Origin of the sequence: Nocardia sp. BSTN01, assembly GCF_015354405.1 — a bacterium.
Classification (GTDB): domain Bacteria; phylum Actinomycetota; class Actinomycetes; order Mycobacteriales; family Mycobacteriaceae; genus Nocardia.
In genome coordinates this window covers 82662-108911 of the sequence record NZ_JADKYP010000020.1, presented here as the reverse complement: position 1 = coordinate 108911, position 26250 = coordinate 82662, and the positions used below count along the sequence as shown (strand labels likewise).

The window sequence follows — 26250 nt, the reverse complement described above, 5'->3', positions numbered from 1 at the left end:
GGACACCGCGCGCCATGATCACCGGCACCATGGTCGACGAGCTGGAGCGCCGCAACGCCCGCTACGCCCTGGTGACGCTGTGCATCGGCGGCGGCATGGGTGTGGCCACCATCATCGAGCGCGTCTGACGCCCAACCCTTCACATTCTCCAGGAGAACGAAAAACTATGACAGAGAACATGATCGGCTGGGAAAAGGACGCCGACGGCATCGTCGTGCTGACCATGGACGACCCGAACCAGGGCGCCAACACGATGAACGAGCTCTACAAGAGCTCGATGCACGCCACGGTGGACCGCCTGGTGGCCGAGGTCGACGACATCACCGGTGTCGTCATCACCTCCGCGAAGAAGACCTTCTTCGCGGGCGGTGACCTCAAGAACATGATGAAGACCACTCCGGAGAACGCTCCGGACATCATGGAAGAGCTCACCAGCATCAAGGCCGACCTGCGTCGCCTCGAGACCCTGGGCAAGCCGGTCGTGGCCGCCATCAACGGCGCCGCGCTCGGTGGTGGCCTGGAGATCGCGCTGGCCACGCACTACCGCATCGCCGCCGACGTCAAGGGCGTGCAGATCGGTCTGCCCGAGGTCTCGCTCGGCCTTCTCCCGGCCGGTGGCGGTGTCACCCGCATCACCCGCATGCTCGGCATCGCCGACGGCCTGATGAGCGTGCTGCTGCAGGGCAACAAGTTCAACGCGCAGAAGGCCAAGGCCAAGGGCCTGATCAACGAGGTCGTCGGCAGCGTCGAGGAACTGGTCCCGGCCGCCAAGGCGTGGATCACGGCCAACAAGGACAACGCCGAGGCCGCCACCCAGCCGTGGGACCGCAAGGGCTTCAAGATCCCCGGCGGCTCGCCGTCGAGCCCGGCGCTGGCCGCCAACCTGCCGGCCTTCCCGGCCAACCTGCGCAAGCAGCTCAAGGGTCAGAACATGCCGGCCCCGCGGGCCATCATGGCCGCCGCGGTCGAGGGCGCGCAGGTCGACTTCGACAACGCGTCGCTGATCGAGTCGCGCTACTTCGTCTCCCTGCTGACCGGCCCGGTCGCGAAGAACATGATCCAGGCGTTCTTCTTCGACCTGCAGGCCATCAACAACGGTGGTTCGCGTCCGAAGGACGTGGCCAAGCGGGAGATCAAGAAGGTCGGCGTGCTCGGCGCCGGCATGATGGGCGCGGGCATCGCCTACGTCTCGGCCAAGGCCGGCTTCGAGGTCGTGCTCAAGGACGTCTCCCAGGAGAACGCCGACCGGGGTAAGGACTACTCGGTCAAGCTGGAGCAGAAGGCGCTCTCGCGTGGCAAGACCACCGAGGAGAAGTCCAAGGCGCTGCTGGATCGCATCCACCCGACCGCCGACCCCAAGGATCTGGCCGGTGTGGACTTCGTGGTCGAGGCCGTCTTCGAGAACCCCGACCTGAAGGCCAAGGTCTTCCAGGAGATCGAGGACGTCGTCGACGCCGACGCGCTGCTGGGCTCCAACACCTCCACCCTGCCGATCACCTTGCTGGCCAACGGCGTGAAGCGGGCCGAGGACTTCATCGGCATCCACTTCTTCTCCCCGGTCGACAAGATGCCGCTGGTGGAGATCATCCGTGGTGAGAAGACCTCCGACGAGGCGCTGGCCCGGGTGTACGACTACACCCTCGCGATCCGCAAGACCCCGATCGTGGTCAACGACAGCCGCGGCTTCTTCACCTCTCGCGTCATCGGCACGTTCATCAACGAGGCCATCATGATGCTCGAGGAGAACATCGACCCGCAGACCATCGAGCAGGCCGGTCTGCAGGCGGGCTACCCGGCCGCGCCGCTGAAGCTGAGCGACGAGCTCAACTTCGAGACCATGCAGAAGATCTTCAAGGAGACCAAGGAGGCCGCCGAGAAGGACGGCATCGCGATCTCCGCCGCTTCGCTGGCCTCGGGCCGCGTGGTCGAGACCATGATCGACAAGTTCGATCGCAAGGGCAAGCTGCACGGTGCGGGCTTCTACAACTACGCCGACGGCAAGACCGCCGGCCTGTGGGAGGGCCTGCGCGACGCCTTCAACTCCAAGCGTGAGCTGCCCGAGGGCGTCACACTGCAGGATCTGAAGGACCGCATGCTGTTCATCGAGGCCATCGAGACCCAGAAGTGCTTCGACGAAGGCGTGCTGACCAGCACCGCCGACGCGAACATCGGCTCGATCTTCGGTATCGGCTACCCGGCCTGGACCGGTGGTGTGCACCAGTTCATCGTCGGCTACCCCGGTGGCACGGAGGGCTTCATCGCCCGTGCCGAGGAGCTGGCCGCGAAGTTCGGTGAGCGCTTCCAGGTGCCGGACTCGCTGCGCAAGTAAGGTTCTCGCCACGCCGAGATACCCTGCGACGGCCCGGATCACGTTCCCGCGTGATCCGGGCCGTTTGCTGTCTCGTCGCTCTCACCGGCGTGGCAGCGGCCGACGGAAACGGTCGCGACTCGAAGCGAGCGGAACTGCGCCCCGACCCGTACGGACCGCGCTACGTTGGAATGAGGGCGCGACGTTCGAGGTGGCCAGATGAACCCACAAACGGGCAAGGTCCCCAGCACGGACGACCCCGCGGCGGACTCGGAGGCGGCCGCGGGGGCGAATACCCAGCGCTACCAACCGATTCGCATCGCCGACGAACTCGAGGCGATGGGGCTGTTCGATGCCCAGGAGATCGGGCGCGGCGGTTTCGGGGTGGTCTATCGCTGTGCGCAGCGGGTACTGGATCGCGTGGTGGCGGTGAAGGTGCTGTCCTCGGAGATCGACGAGGAGAGCCGGGAGCGGTTCCTGCGCGAGGAACATGCCATGGGCCGGTTGTCGGGCCATCCGAATATCGTCGACGTCCTGCAGGTCGACGTCACGCCCAGCGGTCTGCCGTTCCTCGTCATGCCGTTCGCCGCGCACGGCTCGCTGGAGCAGCTGATTCGCGATCACGGCCCGCTGAGCTGGTCGGATTCGCTGCGGGTCGGCGTGAAACTCGCGGGCGCGATCGAGAGCGCACATCGCGTGCACGTCCTGCATCGCGATGTGAAACCGGCGAACGTGCTGCTGAGCCGCTACGGCGAACCACAGCTGACCGATTTCGGCATCGCGCGCATTCCGGGTGGTTTTCAGACCTCGACCAGCATGATCACCGGATCGCCCGCCTTCACGGCGCCGGAGGTGCTCAAAGGTGAGGAACCGACCGTGCGGTCCGATGTGTACGGTTTGGGGGCCACGCTGTTCGCGCTGCTGACCGGGCACGCAGCCTTCGAACGCCGCTCCGGTGAGCGTGTGGTCGCCCAATTCCTGCGGATCACCACCCAACCGGTTCCCGACCTGCGCGAACAGGACATTCCGGCCGATGTGGCGGGCGTGATCGAATCGGCGATGGCTCAGGATCCCGCCGATCGCCCGGCCTCGGCCCTGGAATTCGGGCAGGAGATGCGTGCCGTGCAGATCGCGCACGGCGAGACGGCCGACGAGATGGCTCTGCTCGACGGCGAAACGACCGACGGCCGCACGGCCGAACCCGACGCGACGGCTCATCCGATCACCTCACGCCGCAGCCGCGCGGTCCTCGGCCTGCCCGCGCTGCGCACGCCGGGGCCGCCCGGTCTCGCCCAGCCCGCGACGCTACCGCCTACGGCCGCAACGAAATTCCGTCCGCCGACCCCGGCCCGCGAGCCGATTCCCCGGCCCCGGCTGCTCGATATCCTGCGCACGGGTGGGCGCCGCCGGCTGGCCGTGATCCACGGTCCGGCGGGCTTCGGAAAAAGTACGATCGCCGCTCAATGGCGCACCGAACTCACCGCCGACGGCATCGCGGTGGCGTGGATCGGCATCGATCACGACGACGACAACGAGGTGTGGCTGCTGGCCCATCTGATCCAGGCGATCCGGCGCGTGGCGCCGGATATCGGTTCCGGGCTGGCGGAGGTGCTCGAGGAGCGCCCCGCGGAGGCGGTGCCCTATGCGATCTCCACGCTGATCGACGAGATCCACAGCGGCGGACAGGTCGTCGTGGTGGTGGTGGAGAACTGGGATCGGGTCACCGACGAAGGCGCGCACCGGGTGATGGATGCGTTGCTGGAGAACGGATGTCACCATCTGCGCTTCGTGATCACCACCCGCGAGCAGGCCGGTCTGCCGCTGAGCCGGATGCGGGTATGCGACGAGCTGGTCGAGATCGGCAGTCACGAACTGCGGCTCACGTTCGCCGAGACACGGCAGATCCTGTTGGAGCGCAACAAATTTCCGCTCACCGACGAACAGGTCGAGCAGATCCACGCCGCCACCGACGGATGGCCGGCGGCGATCCAGCTGGTCAGCTTGTCGCTGCGCGGGGCCACCACGGGCGCACCGGTGGATCCGGCGCAGCTGATCGCCCATCTGTCCGGCGGAAACCAGGCCATCCGGGAGTATCTGGCGGAGAACGTGCTGGCGGGGCTCGAACCCCGCATGCTCGAATTCCTGATGTCGATCTCGGTCGCGGAGAAACTCAACGGCGGGCTGGCCGTGGCGCTCAGCGGCGAACCGGATGCCGAGCAACTGCTGGAGCAGGCGCAACAGCGCGAGCTGTTCGTCACCCGCGTCGAACACGATCCGGGCTGGTTCCGAATCCAGCCGCTGTTCGCCGAGCAGTTGCGTGCCCGGCTCGAACGCGTGCATCCCGGCAAGTTGAAATCGTTGCACCGCAAGGCGTCTCGCTGGTACGCCGAACATCAGCAACTGCGCAAGTCGGTGGACCATGCCCTGGCCGCCACCGACCTGAAGATGGCGGTGGATCTGGTCGAGAACGGTGGCATGGATCTGATCGACACCTCCCGTCTGGCGACCCTGCTCGGCACGGTATCCAAACTGCCTGTGCAGCAGGTCACTTCGCGTTCGAAGCTGTTGATGACGCTGGCGCGGGCCAATATCAATCTGCAGCAGTCCGGAGCGGCCCGCACCGCGCTCGGGCGACTGTCGAATATGCTCGCCCGCAGCTCACCCTCGGATGCCGATGCCACCCGCCAGCGGTGTGAGGCCGCGGTGTTGTCGGCCGCCGACCTGGTGGCCCGCGACCGTACCGACGGTGTGCTGGAGAAGGTGCTGCCGTGTCTGGAGGAGCCCGAGGAACTGCCGCCGTGGACGGTGTCCACCGCGGCGAATCTGGTGTCGTTCGTGCGGCTGTGCGATTTCGATTTCGACGGTGCGCTGGCCATTCAGGACTGGGCCGCGCCCTATCACAGCAGGTCCAAGGATCCGCTCGGTGTGGTGCTGGGTCTGCTCAACACCGGCGCGGTGGCCTACGAACAGCTCGATATCGACACGGCCACCCGGTGTTTCGACAAGGCCTGGCAGATCGGGCGGGAGCGCTCGGGCCCGCGTTCGCACGCGGTGCGGGTGGCCGCGGCGCTGCTGGGGGAGCTGACCTATCGGCGCGGCGATCTGGAGGCGGCGGATCGGCTGCTCGAGCAGAGCCATCGGTTGCCGGCGCGGATCGGTGCGGTGGATTTCATGATCACCACCTTCGTCGTGGGCGCGCGGGTCAAGGCCGTGCTCGGTGATACCGAGACCGCGCGCGCCCGGCTCGACGAGGGCGCGCGGATGGCCGCCGAGCGCAAACTCCCGCGCATGGCCGCCCACATCCGGGCGGAACGGCTGCGGTTGGGGCTGGTCGAACCACCCGCCGGGCCGGAACCGCCCGCCCCGGTGCTGCGCCAGTCCGCCGGCACCGTCGCCCTCACCGCCGAGGCCGAGGAGGTCGCGGCCGTGCGCGTGCTGCTGGCGCGGCACTATCGCGGTCTGGACGGGGCGAACGTGGCGGCCGAGGGCCTCGAATCGGCGGTGAAACGGGCGCGCGCGCTCTACGGCCGGATGGTCGAACAGAACCGTCCCCGAGCGGAATTGGATGCCGCGCTACTGCTGGTCGAATGCCTGTCGGTCGCCGGATGGAACGGCGAGGCGATCACCTCACTGCTGCCGGCGCTGGATCGCTGTGCCCGCTTGGGCTGGACCAGACCACTTCTCGATGCCGGCCCGGAATTGAGCTATCTGCTGCATTCGCTGCGCGACGACATGCTGATCGCCGGTGAGGGCACCGGATCGTTCGATATTCCACGGCCGTTCCTCAACGCGCTGCTGCACTGACAACGCCGGCGGGCCGGATTCGTCACCACGAATCCGGCCCGCCGGCAACATGTTTCGTGCCCGATCAGGCGTTCCACCAGGGACGCAGCGGCACGTCCCAGGTCTGCTTGTCTCCGAGCTTCATCCCGAGCACCTGGTGCAACTGCACCACATTGCGCTCGAAGCCCAGCTGGGAGCCGGCCATGTACAGGCCCCACACCTTGGCGGTGCCCTCACCGACCTCCTCGACGCATTCGTCCCAGTTCGCGACCAGGTTCTTGCACCATTCGTGCAGGGTCAGCGCGTAGTGCGGGCGCAGATTCTCCTCGTGCAGCACCTCGAGCCCCATGTTCTGGATATCGGTGATGATGCGCCCGGAACCGATCAGCTCGCCGTCCGGGAAGACGTAGCGGTCGATGAAGTCGCCGGCCTTCGTCGTGCGGGTGTTGTCGGGGCGGGTGATGCAGTGGTTCAGGAACAGGCCGCCGTCGCGCAGCTTGCTCTTGATGAAGCCGAAATAGCTCGGGTAGTTCTGCACCCCGATGTGCTCGGTGAGGCCGATCGAGGACAGCGCGTCGAAACCGGATTCGGCGATGTCGCGGTAGTCGCTGTGGCGGACCTCGGCCAGGTCCTGCAGACCCTCCTCGACGATCTTGGCCTGCGCCCATTCGGCCTGTTCCTTGGACAGGGTGGCGCCGATGACCTTGACGCCGCGCCGGGCCGCGTAGCGGACCATGCCACCCCAGCCGCAGCCGATATCGAGAAGGCGATCGCCTTCCTTCAGCCGCAATTTCTCGAACACCAGCCGGTACTTGTTCTCCTGGGCCTGTTCGAGGGTCTGGTTCTCATCCGCGTAGCAGGCGCAGGTGTAGGTCATCGACGGGCCGAGCACCAGTTCGTAGAACCGGTTGGACACGTCGTAGTGATGGTGGATCACCTCGGCGTCGCGGTTCTTCGAATGCCGCAGCCCCTCGAGCGCGATGCGCCGCCAGCGCGGCAGCGTCTCCTGCGGCGGCGGCGCGATCGGCTTGAGGGCGTCCCAGCCCAGCGAGCGCGCGATGGTGACCAGTGCCAACGCCGACGGGCGCCGGAACTTCAGGTCGGTCATCGCCTTCAGGATGTCGTACGGGTCGCCCGGGTGGACGCCGTCGACCGCCATATCACCGGAGATGTAGGCCCGCGCCATGCCGAGGTCGCCCGGTGCGGTGGCGATGTAGTTGATGCCCCGCGGCGTCGTGATCTCGAGGCTGAACTTCGAATCGTCGGGTCCGGTGCTGCTTCCGTCGTAGGCGGAGAACCGGATCGGGACGCCGCCGTCGACGAGAGTCTCGAAGATTTCGGCAATGCTGAGTTTCGTCCCCAGCTCCGAGAACGGGGGCAGCTGGGAATCCTTGAATGTCGTCACTTGCGTTGCACCGCCTTCGAATACAAATCCAGCAAACGATGATCGGGGTCGTATCGTTTCTTCAGATTCGCGTAGTGATCGCCTCCGTAGAGGCGCGCGAAATCGTCTTCTGCGTAGTAGGAGTCCGAGTAGAGGGACTTGTGGCCGTCCAGGCGGGCGACCTCGTCCTCGATCGCGCGATTGGCCGCGCCCTCGATCTGCCCGGGTTGTTTCGGCACCGCCGACCAGAAACCGACATTGACGTAGGTGCGATCCGGTTCCAGCGGATACAGCGGCCACGGACGCGACGGATCCCCCGGTACTTCCGCACTGTCGCGCAGCCGGAGCGGGCACAGCCACAGCGGTTCGATCGGAATTTCGCGCAGGAACCAATGCAGGAATTCGGCGGTGCGCTCGATCGGCACCTCGATGTCCTGCACCACGCGTTCCTGCGGCGGATTTCCCTTGCGTGCTTCGAGCTTGTCGCCGATGTTGTATTTGTGATCGAGCGCGATCAGCTTCCAATAGAAGCTCGAACGGCGGTACTTCTTCGGCCAGAACCGGCGGATCTTCGGATTCTGGGTGCCGAATGCCCGTGAGCACCAGAACCAGTCGGTGTCCCAGCGCCACAGATAGTCGTGGATGGTCAGCCGGTCACGCTTGGGCTCGGCGCTGTCGTGCCGCAGGGACTGGTAATAGATATCCATCCCGGTGTAGTCGCTGACCGGGCCGGGTTCGTCGGTCTGGCGGCCCAGGACCAGATAGCTCTCCTCGGCGGTGAATACCGCGCCGTCGAGATAGTCGACCCGCTCGCCGTCGTAGCTGCGGTCGGTGACGATCTGCGCCATCACGGTTTCGAGTTCGCGCAGATCGTGGAAACGTACATGGCGCAGCGCCACATACGGCTGCACCGATTCCAGCTCGATCTTCAGGCGAGTCGAATAGCCGAGCGTGCCATAGGAATTCGGGAAACCGCGGAACAGATCGGCGTATTCGCCGTCCGGGGTGGCGGTGATGATCTCGCCCGCGCCGGTCAGCACATCGATCTCGAGGACGGATTCGTGCGGCAAACCGTTGCGGAACGACGTCGATTCGATTCCCAGGCCGGTGACCGCGCCACCCAGCGTGATCGTCTTCAACTGCGGAACGACGAAGGGCGCCAGACCGTACGGCAGGGTGGCGGCGACCAGATCCTCGTAGGTCGTCATACCGGCCACATCCGCGGTCTTCGCCTGGGGATCGACCGCGATCACCCGGTTCAGGCCCGAAACATCCAGTCCGGGTGCGGGGTTCTTCGCCCGGGCGCGAAACAAGTTCGACGTCTTTTTCGCCAACCGCACGTTGGCATCCGAAGGAATCGCACGATAGCTGGCGAGCAGACGCTCGACACCTTCTCGGTGCGCGGCAAAACCTGATTCGCGTGCGGCCGGCGCGCGGCCGGCCTTCCCCAACAGACTCACTGCCACCCCCTGACGCTATCTCTCCTGGTTTCCCCCGGCCACCGCGAGGGTACCTATGGGCGCGATTCTTCACGCATATGTTGTATTGCGTTCGATCACGGGCCCGGTCCGTACCGCCCCACCATCCGCGCAGCTCGCGCGCATATTTCCGGTCGGAAACACGGCAGCGTGTGCGGCCTCGGCGGACGTGTCGAACGCCTCGAAATTCTTCGCGCGTCCCGGAACGTGCGTTCCGGTTCGGCGTCGATCCGCGGTCGGCGGCCGCCCGCGATCGGCTGGCCCGACGAGTCGTCGCCGGACCCGTTCGTCGTGCGCCGAACAAGTGGGGTCGACGCCCGGCAGCCGCAGTCACCGCTGTCTGTGCCGCCACCGAAGGAGTGCGCGAAAGAGAACTCCGGCAGACGACCGCCTGGGCGGTGCCGTTGGCGATGCGGACGGGACGGGCACTACCTCCAGCGAGGCGTCGAAACTCGACGACGGCGGCCGACGATGCCGCCCCGGGCTCCGGTGCCATTCACGGTAGGCCGGACATTCCGGAGTTGCCGGCCGGACGTTCCGGTCTCGGACGGACCGGCGTTCGTCCCGGCGAAAGGCTCGGCCCTGCGGACGTTTTGGCGAGTCGTGGTGCTATCGCGGTCCGCTCGGGGGATATCCGGACGGCGCGGGCGGGTGGCTCGGCGAGGCAGCGCCGGGCGCGAGATAGGGTGCAGCAGAGGGGTATTCCGCGTAACCGGATGGGCCCTGGCGGGTCGGATATCCCGGCGGCGGCGAAGCGTAGCCGGCCGCGGGGTAGGCGGGCGGCAGATAACCGCCGTTCGGACCGCTCGGATAGCCGGGTGGGGTAGGTGTCACCGGCTGGTCGGTACCGGTCCCGGGATATCCGGCCGGATTAGGGACCACGTGCATACCGGTGTTCCCACCGGAACCGCCCAAGCGGCGCACCTCGCCGACCAGGAAGGCGCCACCGGCGATGATCATCAGCACACCACCGCCGAGCATGAACCAGCCGGTCCGGGTGTTGTCCGACGCTTGTTCGTCCACCGATCGGGTGGTGCGGTGACCGTGTTTGTCGACCTCGACGCAGGTGTCCCCGGACTTCATGGTCCTACCGCCACAGTCGACATCGCCGTGACTGTTCAGCATCGTGAAGGCGCCGATGAGCAGAACGACGCCGACGACTATGGCGCCGACCCAGATCAACACGTTCTTCACACGGCGCGCGCGGATCGCGAAGTTCGACATTCATCCCCCCGGGCATAGCTGCGGGCAGAGCGAAACCGCGTCTGCCGGTCCGGAACTGCACCGGACGCGGCGTAGCATAGCCCCGCAGAACGGCTCGAATAAACCCGAACGACCCCGGATCGACTAGGAGCTCATTGTGGGACAGGTCAGTGCATCCAGCTCGACCGTCGTCGCTGCGGAACCGCAGCGTGCGCTGGAAGCGATCGCGGACTATCAGGATGTGCGCCCCCGCATCCTGTCTTCGCACTACCACGACTACAAGGTGCTCGAAGGCGGAAAAGGCGCCGGAACCGTCGCCGAATGGACGCTGCAGGCGACGCAGAAGCGCTCCCGCAACGTCCACGCGGTCGTCTCGGTCTCCGATTCCATGGTGACCGAACGGGATTCGAATTCCACGCTCGTCACCACCTGGACCGTCACCCCCTCGGGTGAGGGTTCGCAGGTGACGGTCCGCACCAGCTGGAAGGGTGCGGGCGGTGTCCCCGGCTTCTTCGAGGGCATCTTCGCCCCGCTCGGCCTGAAGAAGATCCAGGCCGAGGTATTGGAAAACCTGAAGCGCGAGCTCGGTTAATTGGCCTCCGCTTCGCTCCGGCGGGCTTCGGCCCCCTGTGCCTCGATTTTTCCCTCCTCCGCTCAGTCGCTGCGCTCCCTCGCTCCGTCAGTCCAAAATCGAGGCGGGCCGAAACCATTGGGGATGCACCGCTTCGGGGAAGTGCTTGCCTGCACACCCCCCGAAGCGGCTCAGTGCTGGTGGGCGATGTCGAACAGGTTGCCCTCGGGGTCGGCGAGAGTGACCCACTGCACGCCGAATTCGTCGAAGTCGCCGATGTGTTTCGCGCCCAGCGAGACCGCCCGCTCGATCTGAGCGCGCCAGTCCGGTGCGCTCAGATCGAGGTGGACGACGTTCTTGCTCGGGGTCTTGTCGGGGACCTGGATGAACATCAGCGCCGTACCGCTGTCGCCACCGCGGCCGATCGAGGCGAAGTACTCGTTGGCGTCCGGGTCCACCGGCCGCTCCAGCAGCTGGGCGTAGAAGTTCGCCAAGGTGGCGGCGTCACGGCAGTCGAAGGTGACGGCGGCCAGGCTGATCGACATGAAATATCCTCTCTTCGTGGGGAATTCGTGAATTCGGGAGGTGTGTCGCGGCGTTCGCCCGATCACGCCGGTGCGATCGGCCAGCAGACCTCGGTGCGCTGCGCGGTGGGATCCGTGCAGTCCTGCGGGCCGACCACGTAGATCTCGCGAATCGGCTCGGTCAGCGCGGTATCGTGTTCGGCCACATGCGAACCCAGCGCACCGTAGGTGCGGTCGAAGTCGGTGAACGGCCCGGCATGGACCGCAATCGCGAAGCGGCGCTGCGGAAATCGGCGAACCGTGACGTCGCCGTGGTTGTCGAAGGCGGCGCCCGGATCCGCAGCCAGCGGCGCGAATGCCACCACCTCGCCGATCTCGTTCTCGAAGAAGTCCGCCGAATACGTCGCCCCGCTGGGACCGCCCGGAGCCACCCCCGCGGCCGCGAGCACGTCGTAGAGCCGGGGGAACACGGCCCCGCACCACTCACCGATCTGCGCCCGCGATACCAGCGCGCGAATCGTCACGGCGGTGAAATCCGGAACCAGGCGATACCGCACGTCGATCGGCGCGCCGGGTGACAGCAGCGTCCGCAGCGATGCCACCACATCGCGCGTCCGCAGCAACTCCGCTTCCATTCGCTCCAGGTGCGCGGCCAGCGCCGCATCCCGGGTCGACCGATCCGGCGCGGCCAGGACCGCGCGGATCTGCGGCATCGGCATATCGAGATCGCGCAGCCGGCGGATCAGATGCGCCTGCTCCACCTGGGCGGTCGAATACCGCCGATACCCCGAGCCGGGATCGACCGACACCGGCTCGAGCAACTCGATCTCGTGGTAGTACCGCAGCGTTTTCACACTGAGACAGGTGAGGCGGGAGAACTCGCCTATGGAGACTGTCGCGGGCATGAAGACAAGCGAACACCCTCCAGCAACAGGAGAGTCAAGTCCTATTGCTCCGTGAGAGCGAACGTCAGCAGCAGCGTGGTCTGGAAGAACCCTCGCCACCAGGAGTAACCGAACCAGACGCCGGGGGTCACCTGGCGGATCTCGTCGAGGATCTGCGGTGTGATCGAGGGGCTGTAGTCCAGGAGCCAGGCCGGTTGGCCGTCCAGGCGGGCGGGTCCGGAATACACGTTGGCGGGAAAGCCCTCGATACCGGCCCCGGTGACCCGGTTGGTCAGGGTGCCGCCGTCGGGGCCGGTGTAGAAGTTCTTGCCGATCCAGAACGACGGCGCCACCGCCTCCATCACCGGCGGTCGGGTCACCCAGCCGTTGGTCACCCCGGTCGGCACGTCGCCGCGGGGTGCGTCCCGGAAGATCTGATCCTGCTGTTCGGCCGAACAGTGGTTGTGCAGCGCGTCGATCGTCGCCGCCGGATCGTCGGTGTAGAGCACGCAGCCACCGCCGTAATCGGTATCCGCCGACGCGGCCGGGGCCAGGACGGCGGACCCGAGGCTCAGAACGGCGGTCGCGACGACGGCCGTCAACGCCGAACTCCGCCGCCCGCGACGTGGCGGTGGTGCGGATGGGGTGTGCGCAGATGCGGAAGACATGTGTTGATCTTGATCCCGATACATAACCGGCCTCCACCGGATTGGCCCGACCCGTGTGCCGACGTCCGGCCCCGTTCCGATGGTAAAGGCGCCCGGGCCGGGCCGGTACCGGGCGGAATCCGAACGTGACTACGCTGGTGCACATCCGCATCCCGCAGAGAGGACATCCCCGTGGAGCCTGGTGGACAGCTCGATATGCAGGCCCTGCTCGCGCAGGCGCAGCAGATGCAGCAGGCGGTGATGGCCGCGCAGGCCGAAATCGCCGCCACCGATGTGACGGGTGAGGCCGGCGGCGGTCTGGTGCGGGTGACGATCAAGGCCAGTGGCGAGGTGCAGTCGCTGCAGATCGATCCGAAGGTGGTCGATCCGGAAGACGTGGAGACGCTGCAGGATCTGATCGTCGGGGCGGTCAACAACGCGATGGCCAACGCGCAGCAGCTGGCCGCGGAGAAACTGGGCCCGCTCGCCGGCGGCATGGGCGGCGGTTCCGTGCCCGGCCTGCCGTTCTGAGCGGCCCGATAGGACGAATCGGTGTATGAGGGTCCGGTCCAGGATCTGATCGACGAACTGGGCAAACTGCCCGGAGTCGGTCCGAAGAGCGCGCAGCGCATCGCCTTCCATCTGCTGTCGGTCGAGCCGCCGGAGATCGATCGGCTGCAGTCGGCGCTGCAGAAGGTGCGCGACGGTGTGCGGTTCTGCGCGGTCTGCGGCACCGTCTCCGACGGAGAGTTGTGCCGCATCTGCGCCGACCCACGCCGGGACCGGACCATGATCTGCGTCGTCGAGGAACCCAAGGACGTCCAGGCCATCGAGCGCACCCGCGAATTCCGCGGCCGCTACCACGTGCTCGGCGGTGCGCTGGACCCGCTCTCGGGGGTCGGCCCGGATCAGCTGCGCATTCGAGAGTTGTTGGCGCGCATCGGAAATCAGGAGGACGGTGTCGACGTCACCGAGGTGATCATCGCCACCGATCCCAATACCGAGGGCGAGGCGACGGCCACCTATCTGGTGCGGATGCTGCGGGACTTCCCGGGCCTGTCGGTCACCCGGCTCGCCTCCGGTCTGCCGATGGGCGGCGACCTGGAATTCGCCGACGAACTGACCCTGGGCCGCGCCCTGTCGGGACGGCGAACACTCTGACGTCGCGGGAGGCGCCGATCGGGACGTCCGTCAGAACGTCACCTTCAGAACGTCACCGCTTCCCAGTCGAGCGCGTCGAGGCGGCCGCGATCCCCGGCGGTCCAGTCCCAGACGAGTGCGGCCACCTGGTCGCCGTCCTCCAGCTGCACCGCGAAATGCCGGTCGGGACCGCCGTCGCGGTATTCCAGCGTGTACAGGCCGGGCTCGTCGCGATAGGTCTGGATGTAGACGTGGTCGGCGCGTTCCACGATCAGATACGGATTCGGTTCCCCGAGTTCGGTGATCCATCGGTGCGCGAGCTGCTCGGTGAGGTAAGGGAATTCACCCGCACCGCCGTGCGTGACGGTGACATCGATGCGACCGGTCGGATCGATCAGCCAGTTCAGCTGCGGATCGTAGAGCGCGTAATCACGCGGGGTCGCGAGTTCGAACAGAAGGTTGCGCACGTGGCCGATGGCGTCGTAGCGGGCGGCGACGTACAGGGCGCCGCCGGTGCCGTCGCCGCCGGTGGCGACACTGAGGAACGCCTCCTCCTCCGGCAGCGCGTCGTTGCGCCGGTTCACCTCGGCCGCGATCGCCGCCACGGTGTCGGTCTGCGGCCGTCCCTGCTGTGCGGCCAGGTAGGTTTCCACCGCATCGGGCGAGGTGGCGATGCCCGCGGGGAGCAACACGTGGTCGTAACTCATCCGGCCAGGCTACGTGGGGGTGTGGCGAGGGTCCTTTTCCCGCCCGCGGACCGACCTGTAAACTGGCCGACATCATGCAGCGGGCACTCCTCCTCGGCCGCCGCGACGGGGTCTGAATCGGACCGGCTCCCGTCGCGGGGTTCAGCTGTGCCGGTCGACCCCATACTTGGGACACCCACCCACACCCTCGGAGAAACGCCATGTCACCCGCTGACGCCTTCGTATCCGGTACGCGCACCATCACCGCGCCGTCCAAACCCGCGCCCGCCGATCAGCCCGCGTGGAATCAGCAGAAGAACTCCTCGATGCCGACCTTCCGGTACCGGCCCTTCGCCGAGGAGGTCGAGCCCATCACGCTGCCCGACCGCACCTGGCCGAACCAGGTCGTGGACCGGGCTCCCGGCTGGTGCGCGGTCGACCTGCGCGATGGCAACCAGGCCCTGATCGACCCGATGAGCCCGGCCCGCAAGCGCCGCATGTTCGACCTGCTGGTGCGGATGGGATACAAGGAGATCGAGGTCGGCTTCCCCTCGGCCAGCCAGACCGACTTCGATTTCGTCCGCGAGATCATCGAGGACGGCGCGATCCCGGACGACGTCAGCATCCAGGTGCTGACCCAGTGCCGCCCCGAGCTGATCGAGCGCACCTTCGAGGCCTGCCAGGGCGCCGCCAACGTGATCGTCCACTTCTACAACTCCACCTCGATCCTGCAGCGTCGCGTGGTGTTCCGCGCCGACCGCGACGCGGTGAAGAAGATCGCGACCGACGCCGCGACGCTGTGCCTGGAGATCGAGCAGCGCTACCCGGACACCAACTGGCGCTACGAGTACAGCCCGGAGTCCTACACCGGCACCGAACTGGACTACGCCCGCGAGGTGTGCGACGCGGTCTCGGAGATCATCGCGCCGACCCCGGACAAGCCGCTGATCATCAACCTGCCGGCGACGGTCGAGATGGCGACGCCGAACGTGTACGCCGATTCCATCGAGTGGATGAGCCGCAACCTGGCCCGCCGCGATTCGATCGTGCTGTCGCTGCACCCGCACAACGACCGCGGCACCGCGGTCGCGGCCGCCGAACTGGGCTATCAGGCCGGTGCCGACCGCATCGAGGGCTGCCTGTTCGGTAACGGTGAGCGGACCGGAAACGTCTGTCTGGTCACCCTGGGAATGAACCTGTTCTCCCGCGGTGTGGATCCGCAGATCGACTTCTCCGATATCGACGAGATCCGCCGCACGGTCGAATACTGCAATCAGCTGCCGGTGCACGAGCGTCACCCCTACGGTGGCGATCTGGTCTACACCGCCTTCTCCGGCAGCCACCAGGACGCGATCAACAAGGGCCTGGACGCCATGAAGACGGCCGCCGACGACGCCGACGCAGATATCGACGACATCGTCTGGGAGGTTCCGTACCTGCCGATCGATCCCAAGGATGTGGGCCGCACCTACGAGGCCGTGATCCGGGTGAACTCGCAGTCCGGCAAGGGCGGCGTCGCCTACATCATGAAGACCGACCACGGGCTGGTCTTGCCGCGGCGGTTGCAGATCGAGTTCTCGCAGGCGATTCAGAAGATCACCGACGGCGAGGGCGGCGAGGTCACGCCCAAGGAGATGTGGGACGTCTTCGCCGACGAGTACCTGAACCCGATTCTGCCGCTGGAGCGGATCCGGCAGAAGATGACCGCCGCCGAAACCGATTCCGGCACCGACACCATCACCGCGGTGGTGAAGGTGGACGGGGCCGAACAGGAGATCGTCGGTTCCGGCAACGGCCCGCTGGCCTCGTTCGTCGACGCGCTGACGACCATCGATTACGACGTGCGGGTGCTGGACTACTCCGAGCACGCGATGTCCTCCGGTGACGACGCACAGGCCGCCGCCTACGTCGAATGCGCGATCGGGGACAAGGTGACCTGGGGTGTGGGCATCGCGACCTCCATCACCACCGCCTCGCTGCGCGCGGTCGTCTCCGCGGTGAACCGCGCACTGCGCACTCGCTGATCCGCACACCCCGCTCGACAGCCGGGACCGCCCACCGCCGGGAAGGTGGTGGGCGGTGTTCTGCGGCGACCCGTCCGGCACGGGGTGCGGCCCCTGTTCACCGGGGGACTCGTATTCGGCCAGCATGCTAGCGTTGTGGCGCATTGGCCGCGAGCTCTCTGCTCGAACTCTGTCGAGCAGATGGGGGAAACGTGACGACTAACGACAACTCCACTTCACCGCCTTGGTTGCATGGGCAGGGAATGGGCGATACAGCTGCCGACCAGGACAATCCGACCTCGCTGCCGTCGCGGGACGAATCCGACGCGGACACAACGGCATCCGACGGGACGTCGAGCGTGACGTCCGAAGCCGAACCGAACGGCGCACCTGCCGACGAATCCGCGGAATTCGAACACGCGGCGTCCGGGATCATTCCGCCGGTGCCCGACGGTATCGAGCAGACCACGTTCGCACCCGGTCCGCAGTTCGGGCCGGACGGCTTCGCCCCGCCCGAGCAGGGAGGATTCGCACCGGGCCCGTTCGCGCCGCCGGGAGCGAACCCGTATCCGCCGAATCAGGGTTTCGCGCCGCCGGGGTTCCCGATGAACGACCACGCCGGTCCGTTCGCCCCGCCGGGAGATCCGAACGGATTCCCGCCGCCGTGGGCGGGCGGTCCCGGTCCGGACGGTTTCGCGCCCAATGGATTCCCCGGTGAGCAGGGCGGTTTCGCGCCGCCCGGCGGCCCCGCCGACCAGGGCGGCTTCCCGCCGCCGGGACACCCCGGCGAACCGGGCTTCGCACCGGCCGCATTCCCCGGTGAGCAGGGTGGTTTTCCGCCTCCCGGAAATCCCGGTGAACAGGGTGGTTTCGCGCCGGGCGGATTCCCCGGCGAGCAGAACGGTTTCGCGCCCCCCGGTGAGCAGGGTGGTTTTCCGTCGCACGGAAACCCCGGTGACCCAGGTGGATTCGCGCCGCACGGCAATCCGGGTGACGCAGGCGGATTCGCGCCGCACGGCAATCCGGGCGATCCGGGTGGTTTCGCAGCGCAGGGCAATCCCGGTGAACAGGGTGGTTTCCGGCCCGGTGCCGGTGAGCCGGGAGCCGGGTACGGCGAGGTCCGGCAGGACACGCCGTACGGTGAGATCCGCCAGGAGATCGGTTCCGACGGCATGGTCCGCCGGGTCTTCGACGAGCGGCAGGGGCCGGCGTCCGGTCCCGAGCAGCAGGGCGGGGACGCCGATGCGGGCGGCCCGATCTTCAGCTGGGCGCCGCCGCCGTTGCCCTCGACTCCGCCGCAGCAGCCCCAGCAGTATCAGCCGCAGCAGCAGGGCGGCTGGCAGGGCGGTCCCGGACCGCAACAGCAACTGCCGCAGGCATATCAGCAGCAGCAGCCGCCGCAGTCGACGTTCCAGCCGCAGCACATGACCCAGCCGGTGCAGCCGGGCAATTCGGTCAACGACCTGAATCTGCTCAAGCGAGCACGGCGTTCACCGCGCAGTGGCTGGCGCCGCGCCGTGCACAAGGTGACCGGTGGCGCCATCAATCCGGGTGAATCGTCGGCCGATGTGATCTACCGCGAACTGGTGGATCGGGTGAATCAGCCGGTGCGCGGCGACTACCGGATCGCGATTCTGTCGCTCAAGGGTGGCGTCGGAAAGACCACGACCACAGTCGGTTTGGGCTCGACCTTCGCCTCGCTGCGTGGTGACCGCGTCATCGCCATCGACGCCAATCCCGACCTCGGGACCCTGGCCCACCGGGTGCCGCGCCAGACCCGCTCGACGGTCCGCAATCTGCTCGAGGATCAGCACATCGGCCGCTACTCGGATGTGCGGGCCCACACCTCGCAGGCGCCGAGCCGGCTGGAAGTGCTTGCCAGTGAACAGGATCCGGCCGTGTCGGAGGCTTTCAGCGAGGCCGACTACCGGCGCGCGATCGGCATCCTGCAGCAGTTCTACAACATCATTCTCACCGACTGCGGTACCGGACTGATGCATTCGGCGATGGCCGGTGTGCTGGATATGGCGAGTTCGCTGATCCTGGTCACCTCCCCGGCCATCGACGGCGCGCGCAGTGCCTCGGCGACGCTGGACTGGCTCGAGCACCACGGCTACAGCAAGCTGGTGGAGCGGACCGTGGTGGTGGTCAACGCCTCTCGCCGCGGCGCCTCGACCGTCGACCTGGATCAGCTGCGCAAACTTTTCCTCGACCGCACCCGCGCGGTGCAGGTGGTGCCGTTCGACGATCATCTCGCCGAGGGCGCGGAGATCGATCTGGAACTGGTCGGCAAGCCGACCCGGCGGGCGCTGCTGGAATTGGCGGCCATGGTCGCCGACGATTTCGGATATCACGTCCCGCAGCCGCCGTTCCCGGGTCCGCAGACGCAGTACCCGGGTCCGCAGGGGCACTATCCGGGCCCGCAGGGCTACTGATTCGCGCCGGGCACCGGTTTGCGAGGATTTCCTCCCCGCCGAATTGCTGCCCGGCCGAATTGTTACCCCAATCGATACGAGGCCCGGCCGCACCGCATACAGTTACCCGCGGTGTGGAGGTCCCGATAGATGGCAGAAAAATACGGGGCCGTCTCGCGAAGGACGGTACTTCGCGGGGCGGCCGGCGCGGGTGTGATAACCGCGGGCGCCATGATGCGCCCGATTCGTGCGAATGCCGATCCCGGTCGGCGGGTCGCGATTTTCGGTGGCGGCGTCGCCGGACTGACCGCGGCGCACGAATTGGCCGAACGCGGATTCGACGTCACGGTCTACGAACGCCGGGCGCTGGGCGGTAAGGCGCGCAGCATTCCGGTGCCGGACAGTGGTCGCGGCGGCCGTGCCGATCTGCCGGGTGAACACGGTTTCCGATTCTTCCCCGGTTTCTATCACCACATTCCCGACACCATGCGACGAATTCCGTTCGCGGGCAATGCCAACGGCGTCTGGGACAATCTGGTCCCGGCCGCCGAGGCGCGTTTCTCCCGCGCCGGCGCCGACGACACCATCGTGCCGATGGGGCGCGCCGGAAAACCGTGGGCCACCCCCGACGATTTCCGCCAGACGGTCGCCTCGGTGATCTCCACCTCGATGAAGATGCCGATGACCGATGCGGCGTATTTCGCCAATCGGCTCCTGGTTTTCAACACCAGTTGCGACGATCGCCGTTTCGGTGAGTGGGAAAAACTCGCCTGGCGCGATTTCGTGGGCGCCCGCGGTCGCTCGCAGGAATTCCGCATGCTGATGTCGCGCACTCTCACCACACTGCTGGTCGCGGCCAAGGACGATCACGCCAGTACCCGGACCATCGGTTCCATGGGCGAGCAGTTCCTCGGCAATCCGCTGGAGACCGGTAACGACGGACCGCTGGACCGGCTGCTGAACGGTCCGACCAACGAGGCCTGGATCGACCCGTGGGTGGCCCATCTGCGCGGCCTGGGGGTGCGCTTCGACACCGCCGAACTGCGCGGGCTCGACGTGCGCGATCGGCGTATCTCGGGTGCCCGGGTGACCGCCGGCGGCGGCGAGCGGGCGGTCGACGCCGACTATTTCGTGCTGGCGGTGCCGGTCGAGGTCGCGCGCGCACTGTGGACGCCGGAAATTCTGGCCGTGCAGCCGGAATTGGCGGCCATGGACGGCCTGGTGGTGAACTGGATGAGCGGAATCCAGTTCTATCTGCGCCGTCCCACCCAGATCGCGCGCGGCCATACCGCCTACGTCGACTCCCCGTGGTCGCTCACCTCCATCGCGCAGAATCAGTTCTGGTCGCGCACAAGGCTTTCCGATTCCGGCGACGGTTCGGTCCGGGATTGTCTGTCGGTCGACATCTCGGACTGGAATACACCCGGCATCCTGTACGGCAAACCGGCGATCGAATGCACCCACGACGAGATCGCCCGCGAGGTCTGGGCGCAGTTGCAGAAGCATCTGGAAGGGCATGCGGCGCTGGAGGATTCGGATCTGGTGTCGTGGTTCCTGGATACCGGCGTGAGCTGGGATGCCGCGCAGAACCGCAATACCAACGCCGATCCGCTGCTGATCAATACCGCCGGCTCGTGGGCGGCGCGCCCGAATGCGCACGGTGGTCTGGAAAACCTCTTCCTCGCAGGCGATTACGTCCGCACGAACATCGATCTCGCGACGATGGAAGGTGCCTGCGAGGCGGCTCGCACCGCGGTGAACGCGCTGCTGGACGTCGCCGGGTCGAACGCCGCCCGCTGCCGGCTGTTCCAGCTGTACCGGGCGCCGCAGCTGGAGCCGCTGCGCCAGGCCGACAGCGCGCGCTACGCGGCCGGACAGCCGAATATGTTCGACGTCCCGATGTAGGTGGCGGGCGGCGGATCTCGCGCGTTCAATGGGGTGATGAGCGAGATCACCAGCGCCGCCGAACTTCGGGAACTGCTCGGTGAGCCGGCGCCGCGCGCCGCGACGAAGGAACGGACGCGGCTGCACCCGCTCGATCGGGAGTGGATCGCGACCGCGCCGTTCGCCGTCCTGGCCACCAGCGACGCCGACGGTCGGTGCGATGCCTCGCCGAAGGGCGATCCGGCCGGATTCGTGCACGTGATCGACGACCAGACGCTGGCCGTTCCGGAGCGGCCGGGCAATCGCCGGGGCGACGGATACTTCAACATCCTGTCCAATCCGCACGTCGGCGTGCTCTTCCTGATTCCCGGACGCAACGAGACGCTGCGGATCAACGGCCGGGCGCGGCTGCTGCGTGACGCGCCCTACTTCGACGACATGGTGGTCAAGGGGCACCGCCCGATCCTCGCCATCGAGGTGGCGATCGAGCAGATCTTCTACCACTGCGCCAAGGCGTTGCTGCGCAGCGACCTGTGGCGGCCCGAACGCTGGCCGGAGGATCCGCTGCCCAGCCATGCGGTCCTGGTGAAGCAGGTGCAGCGCAACACCACCGAATCGCTGGAAGAGCTGCGGGACTACTACTCACCGGAGAACTACCGGCGCATGCTCTACTGAGCGCCTCCCGCCCCCGGTCGCAGATCACATCGGCCGGTCGCGCACCGGTGTCTGTCCACCAATACACTCGCGTGGTGGCAGACATCTCGGTGCGCGGACGGCTGGCGCTGCGGGCGGCGGCAGCGGCGTCGTGGGCCTCGCAGAAGGCCGGACGCGGTAAGGGGTCGATGATCGGCGGGCTGATCGCCCTGCAGATCGCCCCGGACATCATGACCCAGTTGGGCCGCGATCGGCGGACGGTGCTGGTCACCGGCACCAACGGCAAGTCGACGACGACCCGGATGACCGCGGCCGCGCTGGCCGAACTGGGCCGCGTCGTGACGCAGGCCGACGGGGCCAATATGGATGCCGGAATCGTCGCCGCGCTCAGTGTCGACCGCACCGCGCCGCTGGCCGCCATCGAGGTCGACGAACTGCATCTGCCGCACGTGGCCGATGCGCTGAACCCGGCCGCGGTGGTGCTGCTGAATCTGAGCCGCGATCAGCTCGATCGGGTCGGCGAGATCAACATGATCGAGCGCAAGCTGCGTGAGGGGATGGCCCGCCATCCCGACACCGTGCTGATCGCCAACTGTGACGACGTGCTGATCACCTCGATCGCCTACGACCATCCGAACGTGGTGTGGGTGTCGGCGGGCAGCGGCTGGGCGGTCGACGCCACCAGTTGCCCCCGCAGCGGTGAGCCGATCGTCTGGGAGGGCAACCACTGGCGCAGCACCGGTGCCGACTTCCATCGGCCCGATCCGCAGTGGTGGGTCGACGCCGAGTATCTGTGCGGACCCGACGGGCTGAAACTGCCACTGCACCTAGCACTTCCGGGGCGTGCCAATCGCGGCAACGCCGCGCAGGCGGTGGCCGCGGCGGTCGCGCTGGGCGGCCGGGCGGAAACCGCGGCGCAGGCCGCCGGAACCGTTCGCGAGATCGCCGGCCGCTACCGCACCGTGCAGGTCGGTGAGCACTCCGCGCGCCTGCTGCTGGCCAAGAATCCGGCCGGATGGCAGGAGGCGCTGTCCATGATCGATCCCGACGCAACGGGTTTGGTGATCGCGGTCAACGGCCAGGTGCCCGACGGTGAGGATCTGTCCTGGCTGTGGGATGTACGCTTCGAGCACTTCGAGGGCACCCAGGTGGTCGCGGCGGGCGAGCGCGCCACCGACCTGGGCGTGCGACTGACCTACGCCGGGGTCGAGCACACGACCGTGCCGAATCCGTTGCGTGCCATCGCATCCTGTCCGCCCGGGCGGGTCGAGGTGCTCGCCAACTACACCGCCTTCCGGGATTTGAATCGCGATCTGGACGGAAACCACTGATGGCTGAATCGACGGTACGGATCGGGCTGGTGCTGCCCGATGTGATGGGCACCTACGGTGACGGCGGCAATGCGCTGGTCCTGCGGCAGCGGCTGCGCATGCGCGGTATCGATGCCGAGATCGTGGAGATCACGCTCGCGGACCCGGTGCCGGAGACGCTGGACATCTACACCCTCGGCGGCGCCGAGGACTCCGCACAGCGCTTGGCGACCAGGCATCTGCAGCGTTATCCGGGTCTGCAGCGTGCGGCCGCGAAAGGTGTTCCGGTACTTGCCATCTGCGCCGCGATCCAGGTGCTGGGCAACTGGTACGAAACCTCGGCGGGGGAGCGCGTGGACGGTGTCGGCCTGTTCGACGTGACCACCGCTCCGCAGCGGGTCCGGTCCATCGGCGAGGTCGCCACCACGCCGTTGCTCGCCGGCCTGACCCAGCCGCTGACCGGCTTCGAAAATCACCGGGGTGGAACGGCTCTCGGTGCGGACGCGACCGGACTGGGCCGGGTCACCAAGGGCGTCGGCAACGGTGTGGGCGACGGCCTCGAGGGGGTGGTGCAGGGCTCGGTGATCGGCACCTACATGCACGGCCCGGCACTGGCCCGCAATCCCGAACTGGCAGACCACCTGCTCACGCGCGCCCTCGGCGGTCGCGAACTGGAACCGCTCGACCTGCCCGAGGTCGACCGGCTGCGTCGCGAACGTCTGCGCGCCTGAGTCCCTCTACTACGTGATATAGCGATCGCGCATGTAACAGCGCGGTCGCCGGCGCCGATCCTGTTGAGAGATAGGAAGTTCGGCGGTAATCTCGCGCGCGGCCATGCGTGATGAGGGAGGTGGCCGGTGCGGAGACGTGCCTTTTTACAGGCGGCCGGTGCTGCGGTTTTGCTGGGTGCCACGGGCGCGTTGCGCGAGACCGGAACAGCCAGCGCCGACCCGGCGTGGAACGGGATGTTCCGCAACTGGGTGTCGGAGATCTTCGTACCGCTCGCGGATCCGCCGGAGCACACCGAGGCCATCGTGATCGGATCCGGCTTCGGCGCCGCGGTGGCGGCGTTGCGCCTGGCGGAGGCGGGTATCGCCAACACCGTGCTGGAGCGCGGTTCGCGCTGGCCGAACGATCCCTGGCGAGAGATCTTCACCGGTGACGATCTGCCCGACGGCCGCGGGTTCTGGCATCGCACCAGCTTCACCGGCGTCACCAAGGTCGCCATGCATTTCGCCGATTTCGGCGGTGTCCTCGATGTCACCGAATTCGACGGGATCGATGTGTGGCGGGCCGCGGCCGTGGGCGGCGGTTCGGTGATCTTCTCCGGGTGCATGATCGCCCCGGAGCGCCGGCACTTCGACGAGATCTTCGGTGGCACAGTCGATTACACCGAATTGGAGCGCACCTACTATCCGCGCGTGCGGCAGATGCTCCGCCTGTCGGTCATGCCGGCCGACATCTACAATTCGCCGCCGTTCGCCCATTCCCGGATGTGGGACGATCAGGTGCGCGCGGCCGGATACGAGCCGCAGCCCAACGAGTCCATCTTCACATGGGATACGGTCCGCGCCGAATTGGCCGGTGCGACGCGCGCGTCGGCCACTGCGGCCCGCAGCAATCTCGGCAACTCGAACGGTGCGAAGTTCGACCTCAACCAGAACTATCTGAAGTACGCGCATGCCACGGGCCGCTCGTCGGTGTTTCCGGGGCATCGGGTGGACAGCATCGGCCGCGACGGTGACCGCTACGTCCTCCAGGTCTCCAAGATCGACCCGACCGGCAAGGTCCTGGGCATCCGCACTCTGACCTGCGACAAGCTGTTCCTGGGCGCCGGATCCATCGGCACCACCGAACTGCTGGTCCGTGCTCGCGCCACCGGCACGCTGCCCAACCTCGACGAACATGTCGGCGACGGCTGGGGCACCAACGGTGACGTCGCGCTGGCCCGCGGTGAGAGTCGCCTCTCGGGGCTGGGGCAGGGCGTGCCGAGCGCCAGCCGGATCTTCGACGAATCCGGCATGCCGTTGACGCTGGAGAGCTGGTACATCCCCGGGATTCCGGTGGAGACCGGCGCATTGGCCTCACTCGGGCTCGTGATCGATCCGACCCGGGCGCGCATCACCTACGACGCCGCGCGCAATGCCCCTGCCCTGAGTTGGCCCCGTGCGGCTCAGGATCGGATCGTGGCCGCCTGCCGCGCGGTCGACCAGCGCATCGCCGAACGGTCGGGCGCGCTGTTCGACTATCAGGCGCTCGGCTACGACGCCAATGCCCCGTTCACCGCGCATCCTCTCGGCGGTGCGGTCCTGGGCCGGGCCACCGACAACTACGGCCGGGTCAACGGCTATCCGGGGCTGTACGTGGTCGACGGCGCGGCGATTCCGGGCAGCACGGGTGCGGCGAATCCGTCGCTGACGATCACCGCGCTGGCCGAACGCAACGTCGAGGCGATCATCCACTCCGGGCACTGATTCCCGCCGCCCCGGGCCTCGGGGCGGCTTCCCGGCGTCGCCGGTGCCGTTACTCTCGGCAGGTACCCGTTCGATGTGGAAGGGACCGTTGTGGCGCAGTACCCGGCTGGATCGTTGCCCGAGCAGTATCCGCGCAAGCCGCCGGCGCTGTGGACCGACCTGGTGATGCTGGTGCTCGCCGTGGTCTCGGTGGGTCTGGTCACCTGGATCACCTTCTTCACCGTTCCGCAGCACACGTATCACGTGATCGTGGTGGTCGACATTTCGATCTGCGCGGTGTTCGCCCTCGAATTCCTCTGGCGCTGGCGGCGGGCGGATTGGTCGTGGACGTTCCCGTTCGTCTACTGGTACGAGGTCCTGGGCATGATCCCGGTGACCAGTCCGTTCTTCCGGGGCTTCCGGTTGCTGCGCATCATCGTGATTCTGGTCCGGCTGGCCCGCGTCGCCGACCGGGCCTTCGGCGATCGGGTCACCGCCGCGGTGGTGAACCGCTCGGTCGGCGTGATCGTCGACGCGGTCCGGCGCCCGGTCACCATGGCCGTGCTGGAGGAGGTCGCCGATGTGCTGCGCCGCGGCCGGTACACCCACAACATCGCCGCGGCGCTGGAGGAGAACCGCGACGAACTCGACGCCATGATCCTCGAGCTGATCAAGAAGGATCCGGCGGTCGGGCGGGTGCGTTACCTGCCGTTCCACGAGGAGATCATCCGCGGTATCGCCGACGCCAGCTTCCGGATCGTCTTCCAGGTGCTGGCCGACCCGCGCACCGATGAGCTGGTCGGAGATGTGTTGCGCGAGAACATCAATCAGATGCGGGACGCGGTGCGCGACGGCGGGCAGGTGCCGGAGGCGGTGGATCACAGACTCCAGCAGCGTGTTTCGCCCGATCGGGCACCGCGCTAG

At 67.3% G+C, this 26250-nt stretch carries 21 protein-coding genes; 14 read left to right on the top strand and 7 right to left on the bottom strand.

Annotated elements, in window-relative coordinates; translation table 11 throughout:
* The 3 genes from IRT45_RS18400 to IRT45_RS18390 form a co-directional block, all read left to right on the top strand.
* On the top strand, positions 1-128 hold a 128-nt coding region (locus tag IRT45_RS18400; protein WP_194807075.1), incomplete at its 5' end, for a hypothetical protein.
* Positions 129-166: 38 nt separating this feature from the next.
* Positions 167-2329, top strand: coding sequence for a 3-hydroxyacyl-CoA dehydrogenase NAD-binding domain-containing protein (locus tag IRT45_RS18395; RefSeq protein WP_194807074.1), 2163 nt, complete (start codon positions 167-169; stop codon positions 2327-2329).
* Between the two features lie 198 nt (positions 2330-2527).
* Positions 2528-6112 (top strand): serine/threonine-protein kinase, encoded by a 3585-nt coding sequence (locus tag IRT45_RS18390; RefSeq protein WP_194807073.1) that lies wholly within the window; start codon positions 2528-2530, stop codon positions 6110-6112.
* 64 nt (positions 6113-6176) lie between these two features.
* Here IRT45_RS18390 and IRT45_RS18385 read toward each other — a convergent pair whose 3' ends face one another.
* The 3 genes from IRT45_RS18385 to IRT45_RS18375 form a co-directional block, all read right to left on the bottom strand.
* On the bottom strand, positions 6177-7496 hold the full coding sequence (locus tag IRT45_RS18385) for a class I SAM-dependent methyltransferase (RefSeq protein ID WP_194807072.1): 1320 nt from the start codon (positions 7494-7496) through the stop codon (positions 6177-6179).
* Positions 7493-8935 carry an FAD-binding oxidoreductase gene (locus IRT45_RS18380; RefSeq protein ID WP_194807086.1) on the bottom strand — a complete coding sequence of 481 codons (1443 nt, stop codon included), beginning with the start codon at positions 8933-8935 and terminating at the stop codon, positions 7493-7495. Before IRT45_RS18380 ends, IRT45_RS18385 begins: the two co-directional genes overlap by 4 nt.
* A 627-nt stretch (positions 8936-9562) precedes the next feature.
* Positions 9563-10177, bottom strand: coding sequence for a hypothetical protein (locus IRT45_RS18375; protein WP_194807071.1), 615 nt, complete (start codon positions 10175-10177; stop codon positions 9563-9565).
* Positions 10178-10313: 136 nt separating this feature from the next.
* Between IRT45_RS18375 and IRT45_RS18370 the strand changes: the two genes are divergently transcribed.
* Positions 10314-10748, top strand: coding sequence for an SRPBCC family protein (locus IRT45_RS18370; RefSeq protein ID WP_094024878.1), 435 nt, complete (start codon positions 10314-10316; stop codon positions 10746-10748).
* Between the two features lie 170 nt (positions 10749-10918).
* Here the strand turns inward: IRT45_RS18370 and IRT45_RS18365 are convergent, their stop codons facing one another.
* The 3 genes from IRT45_RS18365 to IRT45_RS18355 form a co-directional block, all read right to left on the bottom strand.
* Entirely contained in the window at positions 10919-11272 is a 354-nt protein-coding gene (locus IRT45_RS18365; RefSeq protein ID WP_194807070.1) for a VOC family protein, read from the bottom strand.
* A 62-nt stretch (positions 11273-11334) separates the two neighbouring features.
* Complete coding sequence (locus IRT45_RS18360; protein ID WP_194807069.1) at positions 11335-12156, bottom strand: MerR family transcriptional regulator; 822 nt, start codon at positions 12154-12156, stop codon at positions 11335-11337.
* A 41-nt stretch (positions 12157-12197) separates the two neighbouring features.
* A complete protein-coding gene (locus IRT45_RS18355; protein ID WP_194807068.1) occupies positions 12198-12737 on the bottom strand; it encodes a hypothetical protein in 540 nt (179 codons plus the stop codon).
* Between the two features lie 237 nt (positions 12738-12974).
* Here IRT45_RS18355 and IRT45_RS18350 point away from each other — a divergent pair, with 237 nt between their 5' ends.
* Both IRT45_RS18350 and recR read left to right on the top strand, forming a co-directional pair.
* Complete coding sequence (locus IRT45_RS18350) at positions 12975-13313, top strand: YbaB/EbfC family nucleoid-associated protein (protein ID WP_083870525.1); 339 nt, start codon at positions 12975-12977, stop codon at positions 13311-13313.
* Between the two features lie 21 nt (positions 13314-13334).
* Complete coding sequence (gene recR / locus IRT45_RS18345; protein WP_030516496.1) at positions 13335-13943, top strand: recombination mediator RecR; 609 nt, start codon at positions 13335-13337, stop codon at positions 13941-13943.
* Positions 13944-13987: 44 nt separating this feature from the next.
* Here the strand turns inward: recR and IRT45_RS18340 are convergent, their stop codons facing one another.
* Positions 13988-14629: a hypothetical protein gene (locus IRT45_RS18340; protein ID WP_194807067.1), complete on the bottom strand. Its 642-nt coding sequence runs from the start codon at positions 14627-14629 to the stop codon at positions 13988-13990.
* A gap of 200 nt (positions 14630-14829) precedes the next feature.
* On the opposite strand from IRT45_RS18340, the gene leuA reads away from it, so the two are divergent.
* The 8 genes from leuA (at position 14830) to IRT45_RS18300 (ending at position 26250) form a co-directional block, all read left to right on the top strand.
* On the top strand, positions 14830-16632 hold the full coding sequence (gene leuA, locus IRT45_RS18335) for a 2-isopropylmalate synthase (RefSeq protein ID WP_194807066.1): 1803 nt from the start codon (positions 14830-14832) through the stop codon (positions 16630-16632).
* A 584-nt stretch (positions 16633-17216) separates the two neighbouring features.
* A complete protein-coding gene (locus IRT45_RS18330; RefSeq protein WP_375540120.1) occupies positions 17217-19046 on the top strand; it encodes an AAA family ATPase in 1830 nt (609 codons plus the stop codon).
* A gap of 129 nt (positions 19047-19175) precedes the next feature.
* The gene (locus tag IRT45_RS18325; RefSeq protein WP_309241037.1) at positions 19176-20930 is read left to right on the top strand and encodes an FAD-dependent oxidoreductase; all 1755 of its coding nucleotides are present in this window, start codon (positions 19176-19178) and stop codon (positions 20928-20930) included.
* Between the two features lie 36 nt (positions 20931-20966).
* Positions 20967-21584 (top strand): pyridoxamine 5'-phosphate oxidase family protein, encoded by a 618-nt coding sequence (locus IRT45_RS18320; protein WP_194807065.1) that lies wholly within the window; start codon positions 20967-20969, stop codon positions 21582-21584.
* 74 nt (positions 21585-21658) lie between these two features.
* On the top strand, positions 21659-22894 hold the full coding sequence (locus IRT45_RS18315) for a Mur ligase family protein (RefSeq protein ID WP_194807064.1): 1236 nt from the start codon (positions 21659-21661) through the stop codon (positions 22892-22894).
* On the top strand, positions 22894-23604 hold the full coding sequence (locus tag IRT45_RS18310; protein ID WP_194807063.1) for a type 1 glutamine amidotransferase: 711 nt from the start codon (positions 22894-22896) through the stop codon (positions 23602-23604). The genes IRT45_RS18315 and IRT45_RS18310 overlap by 1 nt, the downstream gene beginning before the upstream one ends.
* 126 nt (positions 23605-23730) lie before the next feature.
* A complete protein-coding gene (locus IRT45_RS18305) occupies positions 23731-25347 on the top strand; it encodes a GMC oxidoreductase (protein WP_309241036.1) in 1617 nt (538 codons plus the stop codon).
* A 75-nt stretch (positions 25348-25422) separates the two neighbouring features.
* Positions 25423-26250 carry an ion transporter gene (locus IRT45_RS18300; protein WP_309241035.1) on the top strand — a complete coding sequence of 276 codons (828 nt, stop codon included), beginning with the start codon at positions 25423-25425 and terminating at the stop codon, positions 26248-26250.